General features: G+C 37.7%; 11 protein-coding genes. 2 read left to right on the forward strand and 9 right to left on the reverse strand.

Going from position 1 to position 14,393, the window contains the following annotated elements; translation table 11 throughout:
* Positions 1 to 121 precede the first annotated feature (121 nt).
* From HBB17_RS10695 to HBB17_RS10735, 9 genes are all read right to left on the reverse strand, one after another.
* Positions 122 to 331, reverse strand: coding sequence for a FeoA family protein (locus HBB17_RS10695; RefSeq protein ID WP_167957485.1), 210 nt, complete (start codon positions 329 to 331; stop codon positions 122 to 124).
* A 420-nt stretch (positions 332 to 751) separates the two neighbouring features.
* Positions 752 to 2,917: a glycoside hydrolase family 36 protein gene (locus tag HBB17_RS10700; RefSeq protein WP_167957486.1), complete on the reverse strand. Its 2,166-nt coding sequence runs from the start codon at positions 2,915 to 2,917 to the stop codon at positions 752 to 754.
* 102 nt (positions 2,918 to 3,019) lie between these two features.
* Entirely contained in the window at positions 3,020 to 5,524 is a 2,505-nt protein-coding gene (locus tag HBB17_RS10705) for a beta-mannosidase (protein WP_167957487.1), read from the reverse strand.
* A gap of 259 nt (positions 5,525 to 5,783) precedes the next feature.
* Positions 5,784 to 6,413 carry a response regulator gene (locus HBB17_RS10710; RefSeq protein WP_167957488.1) on the reverse strand — a complete coding sequence of 210 codons (630 nt, stop codon included), beginning with the start codon at positions 6,411 to 6,413 and terminating at the stop codon, positions 5,784 to 5,786.
* A complete protein-coding gene (locus HBB17_RS10715) occupies positions 6,400 to 7,560 on the reverse strand; it encodes a sensor histidine kinase (RefSeq protein WP_167957489.1) in 1,161 nt (386 codons plus the stop codon). The genes HBB17_RS10710 and HBB17_RS10715 overlap by 14 nt, the downstream gene beginning before the upstream one ends.
* Before the next feature lie 353 nt (positions 7,561 to 7,913).
* A complete protein-coding gene (locus HBB17_RS10720) occupies positions 7,914 to 9,167 on the reverse strand; it encodes an ABC transporter permease (RefSeq protein ID WP_167957490.1) in 1,254 nt (417 codons plus the stop codon).
* 2 nt (positions 9,168 to 9,169) lie between these two features.
* Complete coding sequence (locus HBB17_RS10725) at positions 9,170 to 10,252, reverse strand: ABC transporter permease (RefSeq protein WP_167957491.1); 1,083 nt, start codon at positions 10,250 to 10,252, stop codon at positions 9,170 to 9,172.
* Position 10,253: 1 nt separating this feature from the next.
* Positions 10,254 to 11,039: an ABC transporter ATP-binding protein gene (locus HBB17_RS10730; RefSeq protein ID WP_167957492.1), complete on the reverse strand. Its 786-nt coding sequence runs from the start codon at positions 11,037 to 11,039 to the stop codon at positions 10,254 to 10,256.
* A 473-nt stretch (positions 11,040 to 11,512) separates the two neighbouring features.
* Entirely contained in the window at positions 11,513 to 12,319 is an 807-nt protein-coding gene (locus HBB17_RS10735; RefSeq protein ID WP_167957493.1) for an SDR family NAD(P)-dependent oxidoreductase, read from the reverse strand.
* Positions 12,320 to 12,518: 199 nt separating this feature from the next.
* On the opposite strand from HBB17_RS10735, the gene HBB17_RS10740 reads away from it, so the two are divergent.
* Complete coding sequence (locus tag HBB17_RS10740; RefSeq protein ID WP_167957494.1) at positions 12,519 to 13,574, forward strand: ComEC/Rec2 family competence protein; 1,056 nt, start codon at positions 12,519 to 12,521, stop codon at positions 13,572 to 13,574.
* Positions 13,575 to 14,002: 428 nt separating this feature from the next.
* The gene (locus HBB17_RS10745) at positions 14,003 to 14,269 is read left to right on the forward strand and encodes a hypothetical protein (protein ID WP_167957495.1); all 267 of its coding nucleotides are present in this window, start codon (positions 14,003 to 14,005) and stop codon (positions 14,267 to 14,269) included.
* Positions 14,270 to 14,393 lie beyond the last annotated feature (124 nt).

Raw genomic sequence — 14,393 nt, forward strand, 5'->3', positions numbered from 1 at the left:
TACCAATGTTCGGTTAATTTTGTAGGATTTTTGTGCTCCATGTTTCCCCCACACTCTCATTAACAAATACGTTTTTCTTATGTATGACATGCTCCTGAACATTGTTTGATCACAGATTCAATTAAACCATGATCTTGTTCGCCATTTCCTTCCCAATTGCTACTCTAGAATCCTTAATATTAACAATCATGTTACCTCCCATTTGCGATATAACGGTAACGATTCCTCCTGTAACAAATCCTAGATTTGCTAGGAACTTACGTGTTTCTTCTTTTCCGCCAACCTTCTTAATTATGTTCGGTTCGCCTTCCTTTACCATAGATAATGGCATATCCTCATCTTCTTTCTCTTTGATTTCATAATCGATTCCTCATTGTTAATTATCTTTTGTATCATCTCATCCCTAACATGTAGGAATGCTGCTTAATCAATGTTTGGATTATCGAAATACTTATTGATAATTATTTTCATTCTCATAAAGTTAGTATACTCTAACGTCTATTAGTTGTCAATAACATTGTTGGTATTTTTTCTCATTAACGCAAACACCACGCTTAATCATTACCTGATCCTTGTCAGAGTATGACACAACACATATGTCGTACAAACCTAGGTGAATGTGTATTTTATTCAAAAAACAATCCTGTGGTAGCAATGTAAGATGAATTGTCATGTATATACATTACGCTCATTCTTTACATCGTTACCCACAGGATTGAATTTTTCCTAATGGCTTTTGTTAATACGTTTTCTAATACTGTACCTCAAACAAACGTGCCATAACTTCTTTCTCAAAGCAAACTTTCAATTCTGCTGTCTTCGGATCATAAGAATACTTGGTTTCTTCCTGTATAGGATAGATACAGGTTACTCCCGTTACCTGTTTTCCTGTTTTTTGTTCTAAATCTTGAAGACTCATTGTCCACTCTCTGTTTGAAGAGCCACGTCTCCATACAGCCAGATACGCTTTTTCCTCTGTATAGATTCCCGCGCACAACCATGGATCTAGATTATCTGCCAACCCATTCGGCCAAAAGGGAAGAGCCTCACAAATTGTAGAACGCATCGACTTGTAGCAAGCGATCCCTTCTTTCACTAAATCCCGATTTTCTTCGGATAATTCCGCTAAGTGTCCACTTTGATGGATGCGAAGCAACATGGCATTAATCATGTTATAAATTACTTCTTCCTTGTCTGCGTGTTTCATTGGATAGGACCATACTGCTGCCTGCTCTGGAGTCACTCCTGCAATGGCATTGGCTGCAATCGTTGCATAATTACGGTAATCTTCTTGATCAGAAGTTGATTGAATGCTATAACGACTTAATAGTGCATAATCAATCCGCAATCCACCACTGGAACAATTTTCAATAACAAGATCTGGATACCTCTTAAATACCTCATCCAACCATTGAAGATATGCGCGCTCATGTTCCAATAATCCCTGTCCTACGCTATCTGCTCCTACTTCCGTTCCTGTTCCTGGCTCAATGTTATAGTCCATCTTAATGTAACCAACACCGTACTCGTTCACAACACGGTCAATTACTTCATTCGCATGGGCAATAACCGCAGGATTTCGAAAATCCAACTGGTATCTACTTCGATCATACACTCTTCTTCCATGTCTCATAAAGAACCAGTCATCAGGAACCTTCTTTGCAAGTTCGCATTCAATTCCCATTACTTCTAACTCTAGCCACACACCAGCAACCATCCCTTTGCTTCGGATATAATCGGTTACCTCTTTTATCCCATTCGGAAAACGTTCCTTACATTCCTGCCATTCCCCAACGCTATCCCACCATTCACCAGGTGCATACCAGCCTGCATCAATTACATAATACTCACAACCACATTCTGCTGCTGCATCAATCAGAGGTAACTCCTTCTCTGTTGTTGGGTCACCGAATAGACAGTTCATATAATCGTTAAAGATCACTGGTAATGTTTCATCATCTCGGTTTTGTCTACGGATCATTCGGCGGTATTTGGTCAGTTCGCCCATTGCCGCACCAAAATTATCCGTTGCTACACCAACCGCTACTGGTACCGATTCGAATGTTTCACCTGCTTTTAGATTCTTAAACCATTGGGATTGTAGTTCCGTTGGCCCACTTACAGTAAGATAGAAATTATTATTCTGATCGCCAATCTCATAATGCCAAGAACCATTATGTTCAATCTGCCAGAACAAACTGGTATGTGCCTGGGTATTTTCTAAGTACCCCATAGGTAAATATTTCTTGGCAGACCAATTACCTGTATTGGTAATCTCAAGTACTTGTGAAGTTCGTTGTGTGATTGTTGGCTGTGTCTGTGCCATACCAAAATCAGCAAAGGAGAATTTTCTAAAACTCATCTCTTTTTGCCAGCCATTGAAAGGAATCCAAAGAGCCATCTTCTCATCAGACAACGCTTCTCCTTCTTTCTCAATTCCTGTATAGCAGAAGGAAGAGATGTATTCCAACGTCTGCTCCTTCTCTCCAATATTGATCACCTTATTGGAACACCGTACAATAGAAGTTCCTTTATAAAATTGCATCGTCGTAATTACACGAATACCTGTTACCTTCGTATCCTCTTGGGTTATGAGCAATACTCTCCCTGTCTCATTCACCGAATCCTCCATGCCTACATAGGTAAGTAAGTATCCAGGTGCTGTTACGATATGTTTGTTTCCATGTTTTTCATAAGGTCTGTTATAACCAGCAACATTCACTTGTACAAGCTGAAATCCTTCCTTGATATATTGTGGCCATCTCGTCACATCTTCTTCTTTACATTCAGGTTTCAGCTTACATAACTCCTCTTCCTTGTACTCAACGGAAGAAAAATGCAATAATTTAAGTTGTTGCTCTTCTGTAATTCCAAAAACAATATGGATTCCATTTTCATTTATTCGAATATATTCCATGTTCTGTTCCTTTCTTTTGATTATGCATACTATAAAGTTTAGGCTGTCATAAATCCGCGTCCCTGTTCGGGTAGGGTATCATGCCTCTAATTTCTTATTCTCTTAGAAGGAATACGAGTCACATAACGAGCATATTGTCACGTTCGGTACTCCTTCATACTCCTCTGGCAAGGTTGCAGTGATCACATGTTCCTCCTTGTCAGTAAGATGGAAATAATTATCCGACAAGATAACATCCACACCGTGAACAGTAATCTCTGTGAATAATGCGACCGCGTCACTTGCTACGGTAAGGATCAACTGATTTTCTCTACGTTTTACGTCACACGTAATGTGTGCTTGCTTTAGCCTCATATATTTATATGGACGTAATAACTCTACTTGATTCGTGCATGTTCCATCAGAATGAACGAATTTTGCTTCAAGAATTACCTTGTTTTCACAATCGAATGTATATGGTTTTACATCAATTGCTTCTGTAGAAGTAACCCCCAATGCCTTTGTATGAACCGATGCTGTCTTTTCATAGATCACATTACAATCCAAGTCTTTTACATAAATAGTGATCTGCGTTGCTGTATCTACTCTCGTTTCATTCTGTACATAAGGAGTAAGAATCGTACCGTCAATTTTCAGAGAGCCTAGTACATCTGCATAGAAATGTCTTGCCATATAGTGAAGTGCTTTCCATCTGCCAAAGTAATCAATGCTTGACCAGGAAGCAACTGGCCAGTCGTCATTTAATTGCCAGTAGATTGATCCCATACATCTGCCACGATTTCTTCTCCAATGTTCAATTCCGTATTTCATCGCAATACCTTGTAGAACCTGGCTGATATAGATTAAACTTTGGAAGTCCTTTGAATATAAGAAATTATCTGAGATATAGCGCATAATCTTTCCATTGGCACTTCCATTCTTTTGATGACTTTCCATAACTTCTGTGAATATATTGCGGTCCTCTGGTACCGTAAATGTCTTAATCGTTTCAAGACATGGGAAAGATTGAAAACCAAATTCGGAACAGAATCGGAAATAATAATTTTCATAGTCACTAAATGGCTTTTCTCCATGCCACACATCCCAATAATGACGGTCTCCTTGATTATTGCCATCAGGATCTTGAAAGTTTCCTCCTGACGATGGTGAGGATGGCCAATAGAACGTGGCTTCATCTTCCTGCCCAAGAATTCTAGGTATAATCTCTTCAAAAATCGTGAGATAATCTTTTCTCAGTGCGTCGGAATGGTTAGAGAATTCTCCCCAGTTCTGCCATGCCGTTTCAATCTCATTGTTTCCACACCATAAACCAAGGCAAGCATGATGGCGAAGTCGACGTACATTATCTCTTGTCTCTTCTTCAATGCTCTGTTGAAAATGCTCCGTTAATTCATACAGATTACATGCATACATGAAATCCTGCCAAATAATCAACCCTTTTTCATCACAGAGGTCATAGAATTCATTCGATGGATAGTACCCTCCTCCCCAAACACGTAAACAATTGTACCCTACTTCAACTGAGGAATCGATTAGGTATTCCAAACGTTCCTTTGTGATTCGATTATACACACAATCTTCTGGTATGTAGTTCGCACCTTTGGCAAAGATCTTCACTCCGTTGACACAAAAAGCAAACTCTTCTCCCCACTGGTCTTTTTCCCTACTTACGGTTAACGTTCTCAGTCCAATGCGGTAGCTCTTTTCGTCAATGGACTCTCCCTTGTATCGTAACGTTGCCTGAATCGTATAGAGTGGTTGTTCTCCATAACGATTTGGCCACCATAATTGTGGTTGTTCCACTACACACTGGTTCTGCTTAAATGAAATGTGTTCCCCATTTGGTGTACGCAAATCATATTGTACTTCTAATCCAGTCACACAATCCTGTGCTTCCATAATTCCAAGTCTTCTTCCATCTTCAAGTGTTACGCTAGCTTCTGTTAATAAGGTAACTTGTCCCTTCCCATGCTCCTGCTTAATCTTAACATCATCAAGATGCGCAACCGAGAAACCGCGTATCGCAATATCTCTCCAAATTCCCATATCCGGTAATTGTGGACCCCAGTCCCACCCAAACATGGAATGTGCTTTTCTTATATATTGGTTCCTTGGCATTGCACCTGTCGTTGTAAAATGAATCTCTTTTCCTTCCTCAGGAATATAGTTTTCTATGTATGTAATTGGGGATTGAAAAACGATGCGAATCGTATTCTCTCCATTCTTTAACACTTCTGTACACGGAATCTGGTAACGGATATGCATATTATCAACCGATTGTACCAGCTGGTCATTTACATATAGATCAGCAATTGTATCGATTCCATCACAAAGAAGTTCATAAACCATTCCCTGCTTCTTATCCAGCTGAAATCTTCTAGTAAATACAAAATCCTCTCCTAGTACCTTTCTTGTAAAGTACTCATTTGTTCTGTAATAAGGATCCTCTAGTAAACCATTCTCCAGTAAACCAGATAGTACGGAACCTGGAATTGTGACTTTACAATCCTTTGTGGTCTGCTCAAGTTCAACATTGCTGTCAAACGCTTTCCCATCCGCACGTTTCAGTTGCCATATACCATTCAAAGAAATCTTTTGTTGATTCATACTCTCTCCTCTTTCTATCGCCATATCACTCTACTATCCTAGTTAATGCATATATAAGGATTATTTCCAGTTAATTTTAGCTAATTTTTCTTTTTCTATAACCTAATTTAATTATAGCAAACTTGTTTAAAATAATCTATAATGAAATAAAAAAACAACCTTTAAAGAACGCCACACCAAAACCATACAATTATCATTTACAATAAAGAGATTTTGATATTTCATTTTTAAAGATTGTTTTTCCCCCATATGTCAGGTATTATTTTCTTCCGGTCAAATAATAAACAGCAACTTGCGTACGATGTTGCAGATTTCCCTTTTCTAAAATTCCACTTATATAATTCTTAATCGTTCCTTCGCTTAGATAAAGTTGTTCTGCAATTTCACGATTGGATAGTCCTTCAGCAATTTTTTCAATAATATCCAACTCTCTTTGCGTAAACAACGATGCATCAAAACCATTACTCGCCTTCTCCACAACATCCGTGGCTTTTTGAAATACGGCAGCATCAATGGAATGTATTCCGTTATGTATTGATTTGATGGTTTGTTTCAACTGCTCAGGCGTATGGTTCTTAATCAGATAGCCTGCTGCCCCATTCTTCAGTGCATCTTTTACCAGTTGTTCATCATCAAATGTTGTTAAGATCAATACCTTCCCTAAACCTCTTCGTACAATTTGTGCTGTCGCTTCAATTCCATCCATCACAGGCATTTGAATATCCATCAAGATCACATCGGGATGAAACTCCTTTGCCAATTCCACTGCCTCTTTTCCATTGGACGCACATCCTAATACAGAAAACTCTTCATCCACACTAAGTATAATCCGCATTCCATCTCTCACAAAATCACTATCATCCGCAATGATTACTTTAATTGGTTCCATTCTTACTCTCCTCCTCGGTAATTGGGAATAGCATGGTGATCTCAAATCCTGTTTCTCCACGTAAATCAATGATTCCATTTAAACTACGTACCCGCTTCTTCATTCCTTGAATTCCCATTCCCTCTATTACTTCTTCACAGCCATTTCCATTATCTCGAATTTCACATCGAATCCTCTGATTCAATACCGTTATATTAATCCAGATATGGGTACATTTTGAATATTTTAAGGCATTGGATATTGCTTCATATGTATTATCCAAAATCACCTCCAATACTCCATCGGGAATCCGATCTTTCTCTCCCTCTATGTGAAGTTCCGTTATAATTCCATACTTTTCCTTACATTTCTCACATAATTCAATCAAACCAATAATAGCCATCTGCTTCTTACTGGGTTTTTCCTTACGAAAAATTTTCCGTATCTCATCCATGCTCCCACGCAAATGATCGATGACCATCTGTAGGATTTGTTTACTTTCCTGTGGCTTGGTATCTAATAAAACTTTGGCGGCTTCCAATTGATAGATGGAACCATTGATGCTATGCCCCAATCGATCATGTAATTGCTGAAATAGATGGTCCCGTTCCTCTAAGATTCGATTTTCTGCATAAAGATTCTTTTGCTCTAATTCCCGATTAAACAATTGTTTTTGCAAATCCAGATTTTCTTTTAGTTGAAACTCTTCTTGATCATAATCATTCATATAATCCCGGAATCGTTTGATTACTTTATTATTTTGATAATAGATGATTAATAGCAACGTAATAAACAAACACGTTTGATTGATCGAGGCATCTGCCTTCACTAACAGAACATAACTTAATCCACACCAGCAAAAATTCAATCGATAGCAGGCTACAAGGTCACATAAAAATATTATAATCCAAGGTCTCATCGGTTCTAAGTCTCTATAATGGAACAACAATGCTACAAGGATGATTCCACAACAGAGCAAATTCTGCTTTCTTCGATCCTTTTGCAGTTCTAACATAATGGTAAAGAATATAAAAATAGCAACAAGGAACCAATCCGGTCCTGCAGACCAGAATGGTTTCACCTTATTGCCTATTGCGTAAAATACGACACTTAAACAGATTACGAATTTAATAATAACAAAATGATCGATATCATTTCTTGTTTCCACTGTATCACCGCTTCTCAATTCATTTATTGGTTCGGGTGTTAAAAGTCCTTAGTAAAACTTTCTTTCGTTAATTTGCACAAACATTAGCTAACTCATGTAATACAGAACATAGTTTGATGAGCAACTGTATGAAGTCGTTGGTACTTTGGCTCTGTACTTTAGAGCCTTATGTACCACTACGAACTTCATCGGGGCGAGAGCGTGCCCGGAGTGAACTATGTTCTGTATTGCATGGTAGACAAACTTAAATTGTGCAAATTGACGGACCTTAAAACAAATAAGGACTTTTGACACCCGAAGTTTGAGTCATTTACTTACATGGTAGCATATTCCTTATGAATTGTCTAATGCTTCTACTCCTTCTCTGTTCGTTTCATCCCCACTAAACCAATGGTAAACATAATTAGGAAGAATCCACAGATAACTAATACATACTGCAGTAATACACCTTTTTCCCCAACAATAAAAAACTCCGTCGCTTTCATAAACCATCTTTGTGGTGTGATATTCGAGATTTTCTCCAAAACAGAACCAGATACGATTGGGAAATATAATCCGGCTATTAAAGTAGATACACACCATATTACGAAAGATAAAAAAGTAACTCCCATTAAGTTGTTACATAAGATTCCTAAAACCAAACTGATAAAGTTAAATAGAATTCCCTGTAAAAAAATCATCAATAAGAATTTACCATATGGAATTCCTAAATTCGTTCCCGTTGTTAATGCTAACACAATTGCAAAGATTGCCACCTGAACAATGGAGGTTACCAAAACCATACATAGTTTCACAGCAATATAACAACGACTTGTAGTTAAGGAAAGTTTCATGCGATTGTAACTACGATTATCTTTTTCTTGGATTAATACATTTACAATAAACACTCCACTAAATACAAAACTTATGGTTAAAAAGCATAGTGCATAGCCGATTCTTGAGCGAGAATTCTGCTGCTCTTCATTCAAACTGACTATATCACTTTGTTTTACAGAAATGACTTCCTTTTCTAAAGATTCTCCCTGCGATAAAAGGATGTTCTCTACAGTTTGTCCTGTAGCATCTGCTTCTTTTGTCATTGCATGAAGAACTCCACAGTATTGATTCACATTATTCTGTAATAACGTCACTCTTTCATCCTCATAGCCCATGATGATCTGAACAGCAGAGTTCTCTTCTTGCTGTAATTGTTCCACAAAATCTTCTGGAATAACTAACGCAGCACGAATCGTGGAAGATTCCATTACACTCTTTGCATCGTCTAAAATCTCTTTCTCTGTCTGTTCTTCCCCTTCTTTATAGGTTAACCGATATATTTTGTAACTTGATGTTTTGGCTAATTGCTCTAATAGATAGTTGGATTGAACAGAATTGCTCTTATCATACACTTTAATGGACATACGAACATTTTCGATATCTGATGTATCACCAATACTATCCCATGATTTGATTAAAGATTCTTCTGTTCCTTCTGTTTTTCCAAAGTTTCCAACCGTATTCATCATGATCACTGCAATAATTGGGATCAAGATCAAACAGCAAAGATAACCTTTGCTCCGTAACAATAGCTTTCCATTCAGCTTAAGCATTGTAAAAAAGCCTTTCATGTCTACTCCTCCATTTCTCTCTTCATCAAGAAAACATTACCTAAACTACATATAAGAACAATTCCAACTAAAATGCAAACACATGGTACTGCATAATCACTTTTCCCCATCGTCTGAAATTCTACTAATGTACGATTTACGTAATATAGTGGAGAGATTGCTCTCAACTGATCGGGTACCACGTTCATCATATAGTTTTGAAAGGTTCCCCCATAGAATCCCATAAACCATACGCTGGAGAATATCAGTACGATTCCAACTGCAATATTTTTCACAAGATAGAGTCCTAATATGCCAAATGCAGATGCTGCAATTGAAAGAAGCAACAAGATTCCAATGGATTCTGTATAATTCCCGTACTGGTTTCCTACCAATAGATGGGATAAAATACTCGCTCCTACCATGTCCACAAAAACTGCTATGGAGCACGGAATCACTTTTGCCAAATACATGGTCATACCAGAGATTTTCGCCACTTGCATACGACGCGTAATTCGATTCTTTCGTTCACTTCGAATAACAATTGATATCGTTACAACCCCACACATTGCAAAGTACGCAATCTCGATGATTCCATAATAATTAACAGACGTCGCCATTGGAATGAGATCCAGCTTTAAGATTTCACTGTAGCCGATGGTTTTATTCACCATGGTTAGGGTCTGTGCTGCATGTAATTGGTCAAACATCGTTGTAAAGAGATTCTCTACAACATGCGCTTGGGTGTTATATTTGTCATATTCATAAACAATATAAGAGTCCTTTGTTATGTACAAAAATGCAGTAAGCTCTTGCTTCTTAACAGTTTCTTCCACCTGTTCCTTAGTAACATTATACTTGCTAATACGTATCTGATCAGAGCTCATCTCTTTACTCAACTGTTCCAAATACGCTTCATAAGGGGAACCTTCTTCTACCTCATATGCAATATTAACGGTATCTGTATTGGAATATACCCCCATCATATCTTCAAATACACCAGACAAGATCCAGGTAATGGCTGCTGGTGCAACTAGTAAGAATACCAATAATACTTTATTGCGGAGCATTAACTTAAGATTATTCTTGATTGCTATAAACAACATCTTACAGCCCTCCTTCTCCATAATCACGTAATTTCTTTCCTGTTAACGTAAGGAATACTTCCTCTAAACTCATTGTATCTGCTGGACAATCCGATACCATCTTCACTAGTTCTTCCTTCGTCCCGATTGCAATGATTTTTCCGTTATCCATGATACCAATTCTTGTACAGATTGCTTCAATCTCCTCCATATAATGACTGGTATAGATTACCGTTGCTCCATTCTCATTGGACTCTTTGATCTTTTCCAATATAAAATTACGTGACTGGGGATCGATTCCTACCGTAGGCTCATCAAACAGAAGCAATTCCGGTTTATGTCCTAGTGCACATGCAATATTCAAACGCCTTTTCATACCACCAGAGAAATTCTTGGCAAATCCCTCTCTCTTATCCTCTAGACCAACAAATCGCAAGGATTCCTCTACTGCTTCTTTTAGGGCAGTCTTCTTAATACCATACATGGAAGTAAACAACTCTACATTTTCCCACGCCTTTAAATTCCCGTGTATTGCCAATTCCTGCGGTATGTAACCAAGTTTTGCTTTCACCTTATTCATATCCTTCTTTGTATCATAGCCGAATATATGAATCTCACCCATGGTAGGTTTTGTGATGGAACAGATCATGTTCATAGTTGTACTTTTGCCCGCTCCATTTGGTCCAAGTAAACCAAAGATTTCACCTTTTTCTATTGATAGTGTAAGGTGGTCTACCACCGTCTTATTACCATATCTTTTTGTTAGTCCATTTAATTCAACGATTGTATTTTGTTTCTTTTTTTCCATAACGAAACCTCCTTCTTCTCTTAACACCTCAGTAACTCATTGTTGTTCTCTTTCTTACTTCCCTAGCAACTACATACATTCTATCAAAGGGTAGAATCAGAAAATAGTGAAAAAAGCAACGAATCATATGACGAAAGTCATATTCCGTTGCTTTTTCCTATGTCGTAGGGTGTCAAAAGCCCTTATTTATTTTGAGTTCCGTTAATTTGCACAATTTAAGTCTGTCTAACCTGTAATACAGGATATAGTTCACTCGCAACACGCTCTCGCCCCGCTGAAGTTCGTAGTGGTACATAAGGCTCTAAACTACAGAGCCAAAGTACCAACGACTTCATACAGTTGCTCATCAAACTATATCCTGTATTACATGAGATTAGCAAATGTTTGTGCAAATTAACGAAAGAAAGTTTTACTAAGGGCTTTTGACACCCGCCCCCTATATCCTAAATCATGTCTTTCTAACATGTAAACCATCAAAATATATTCTTCGGTTTATAAAGCCTTGCAATGAATCCACTACGTATCTTTTTTGGTACAAGTAATGCGGCTTTATTATGAAATCCTGGTAAGATTACATTCTTCCCTTTCAATAAACCACGATACCCTGCATCTGCGACTTTACTTGCCGTCATAGAACCTTTTACTTGCTGCTTCCCCGCTCGTCTTGCAAAATCAGAGATTGTAGCACCAGGACATAAGGTTGTTACGGTCACATGATAAGGAGCAAATTCCGTCCGAACGGCTTTGGAAAAATTCAATACAAAAGACTTGCTTGCATAATACGTACTAATGTACGGACCTGGCTGAAATGCCCCATTGGAAGCAACATTCAAGATTCTTCCACACCCCCTCTTACACATCTCTTGTCCAAAACAATGGGTAAGGATTACCAAATTGTTCATATTGAGCATCATAAGCGCCTCTTGTTCCCTAGGATCTGCATGAAGAAATTCACCAGCATATCCGACCCCTGCATTATTGACTAATATTGATATCGTTATCTGTTTTGCACATACCTCTTCGAATAGTTCTTCTGCCGCTCCCGGTATACTAAGATCTTTTACAATTTCATATAAAACTTTTGGTTTCTCTCCTGTTTCTGCCTGTTTTATTCCCATTGAATCTGCTTTTATCATACTTTGTAGCTCCTGATACACAGCATGCAAACGAGTAGCATTTGAGGAAACGAGAACGATACCATATCCGTTCTTACAAAAAATTTTTGCAAATTCATAACCGATGCCGCTAGAAGCACCTGTAATTAAAACATATTCAATCATACGCTCTCCTCTCTGAACTGATCTATATTACCTTACCTGTCGAACTTTCGTCCCCTTATACCATGTAAGTAAATTGTCGAATATTCTAAAATGTGGTATGATTATCATAGCACGAATACAAAAAAATTACAGCCATAAATAGTGGTATGAAACACGTTGCTTTTACAAATTCTAGAAACAAAAGAAAAAGGAGTCCTTTATGAAAAAACATACCAAAGTCTACCTTGTAGTATCCCTACTGCTTCTGCTTTTTGCATCCGGTTTTACCCTTTCAATCCATCATACAGATGCAGCTGGATATACGAAAATGAAAGTACATTATATTGACACTGGCGAATCCGATTCCATCTTGATTGAGTCGAATAAGCACTATATGTTAATTGATGCAGGTGATGTTGATGATGTTGATACCGTTGTCGGTTATCTGAAAAAGCAAAAGGTGAAAACCTTAGATTATCTCATCTTGACACACCCTCATGCAGATCATATTGGTGCTGCCTCCTCTGTAATTGATATCTTTATCATTAAGAAAATCATAATGCCTTCCAAAACCAATAATACGAAAGTATATGAAACCTTATTGGACACCATTGCAAAGAATAATCTTAAGATCACCAAACCAAAAGTAGGCAAATCCTACACTTTAGGCAAAGCTTCCTTTACGCTACTTGCTCCAAACTCTTATGAGTATGGTTCTAATCTGAATAATTATTCCATTAGTCTTCGCTTAGTAAATGGAAAAAACAGCTTTTTATTCGTAGGTGATTGTGAAACCGAAGCACTAAGTGATATTCAGAAGAATAAGCAGACCATTGCTAGTGATGTCCTTCTGTGTGGACACCACGGTAGCAAAACCAGCACAACTGCTACGCTCCTAAAAGCCGTATCCCCTACCTACGCAGTCATAAGTGTTGGTAAGAATTCTTATGGACACCCAAGTAGTACTACGTTAAGCCTACTTAAGAAGAAGAAAATCACTACCTACCGTACCGATGAAAATGGTACGATTATTGCTACTAGTACGGGAACAAAGATTACATTCTCAGCGAAACCTACCGATTTATCGAAAGGAACCTCTACTAATACGAGTGACGACAATTCCTCTAAATCAAATGTTGTATACATTACAGACACTGGGAAGAAATATCACAAAGCAGGATGCCGCTATCTAAAAAGCAGCAAAACGAAAACAACGGTAGAAAAAGCAAAAAAGGCAGGCTACGAACCATGTAAAGTCTGTAAACCGGCCAGCTAACACCTTATTAGGTAATGCGAAATTCCTTATAAATGTAACGCAAACTTCGCAGTTCATTTGTTGCCCTGAAGGTTATCCTAATGCATTTCCAGCAATTAATATATCTCCACTTCGATTCCAATGTGCTATTTTTCTAATATCGAGGTTTCTAGCAAAAAGCCATTAAAAAAGTGCAAAACTCCTCGCAAGCTCGTCAAACAGTTGCACTTTTTTGATGAAAGCCAGAAACCTCGACATAAGAAAAATATGCACATTTCCATAGGCGTTTCGATATATTAATTGCTGGAAACGCCTTTATATGATAGGTTTTTGACAACAAATGAATTGCGAAATTGGAGAATGTGAAATAAAATTGGAATGTATGTTGGGCTTCGCGTTTTGTAGACGCCTAATAACAAAGCGGAAAAGGGAAGGAGCTAAAAAGCACTATGAAGAAGCGGATTGTATTATTTTTTATATTATGTATGGTAATGATTTCTGTTAATGAACAAGTTGCTTTTGCACAAAATGACAAGATTGAAGTACAGGATCTTCCTCACACGTATTCGACAAAAACAACGAAAACAATAACCGTCAAAAAAGCAGAGGATGCGATTGCGGAACAAATTGATCAAGTACTAATGTCAAAAACTGCGCTTACGCTAAAAGTGAAAGGTAATAAGGAAAACGCAAATAAAATAGTCAAAGCATTATGATATGATTCCCCTTAAGTAGACAAGGTAAATAACCAAATCTACTTAGGGGGAAATTTTTATGTCCAAATATACGACAGAAATAAGGCTAGCAGCATGCAAAGAATATTTTGATGGAAAGTTATCA

The sequence above is a fragment of the Anaerosporobacter faecicola genome (genome assembly GCF_012070565.1).
Lineage (GTDB): Bacteria > Bacillota > Clostridia > Lachnospirales > Lachnospiraceae > Anaerosporobacter > Anaerosporobacter faecicola.

Coding starts and splice junctions, on each gene's coding strand:
- HBB17_RS10730 (WP_167957492.1), bottom strand. CDS start 11,039: ATGGAAAAAAAGAAACAAAATACAATCGTTGAATTAAATGGACTAACA.
- HBB17_RS10725 (WP_167957491.1), bottom strand. CDS start 10,252: ATGTTGTTTATAGCAATCAAGAATAATCTTAAGTTAATGCTCCGCAAT.
- HBB17_RS10695 (WP_167957485.1), bottom strand. CDS start 331: ATGCCATTATCTATGGTAAAGGAAGGCGAACCGAACATAATTAAGAAG.
- HBB17_RS10720 (WP_167957490.1), bottom strand. CDS start 9,167: ATGAAAGGCTTTTTTACAATGCTTAAGCTGAATGGAAAGCTATTGTTA.
- HBB17_RS10740 (WP_167957494.1), top strand. CDS start 12,519: ATGAAAAAACATACCAAAGTCTACCTTGTAGTATCCCTACTGCTTCTG.
- HBB17_RS10735 (WP_167957493.1), bottom strand. CDS start 12,319: ATGATTGAATATGTTTTAATTACAGGTGCTTCTAGCGGCATCGGTTAT.
- HBB17_RS10745 (WP_167957495.1), top strand. CDS start 14,003: ATGAAGAAGCGGATTGTATTATTTTTTATATTATGTATGGTAATGATT.
- HBB17_RS10710 (WP_167957488.1), bottom strand. CDS start 6,413: ATGGAACCAATTAAAGTAATCATTGCGGATGATAGTGATTTTGTGAGA.
- HBB17_RS10700 (WP_167957486.1), bottom strand. CDS start 2,917: ATGGAATATATTCGAATAAATGAAAATGGAATCCATATTGTTTTTGGA.
- HBB17_RS10705 (WP_167957487.1), bottom strand. CDS start 5,524: ATGAATCAACAAAAGATTTCTTTGAATGGTATATGGCAACTGAAACGT.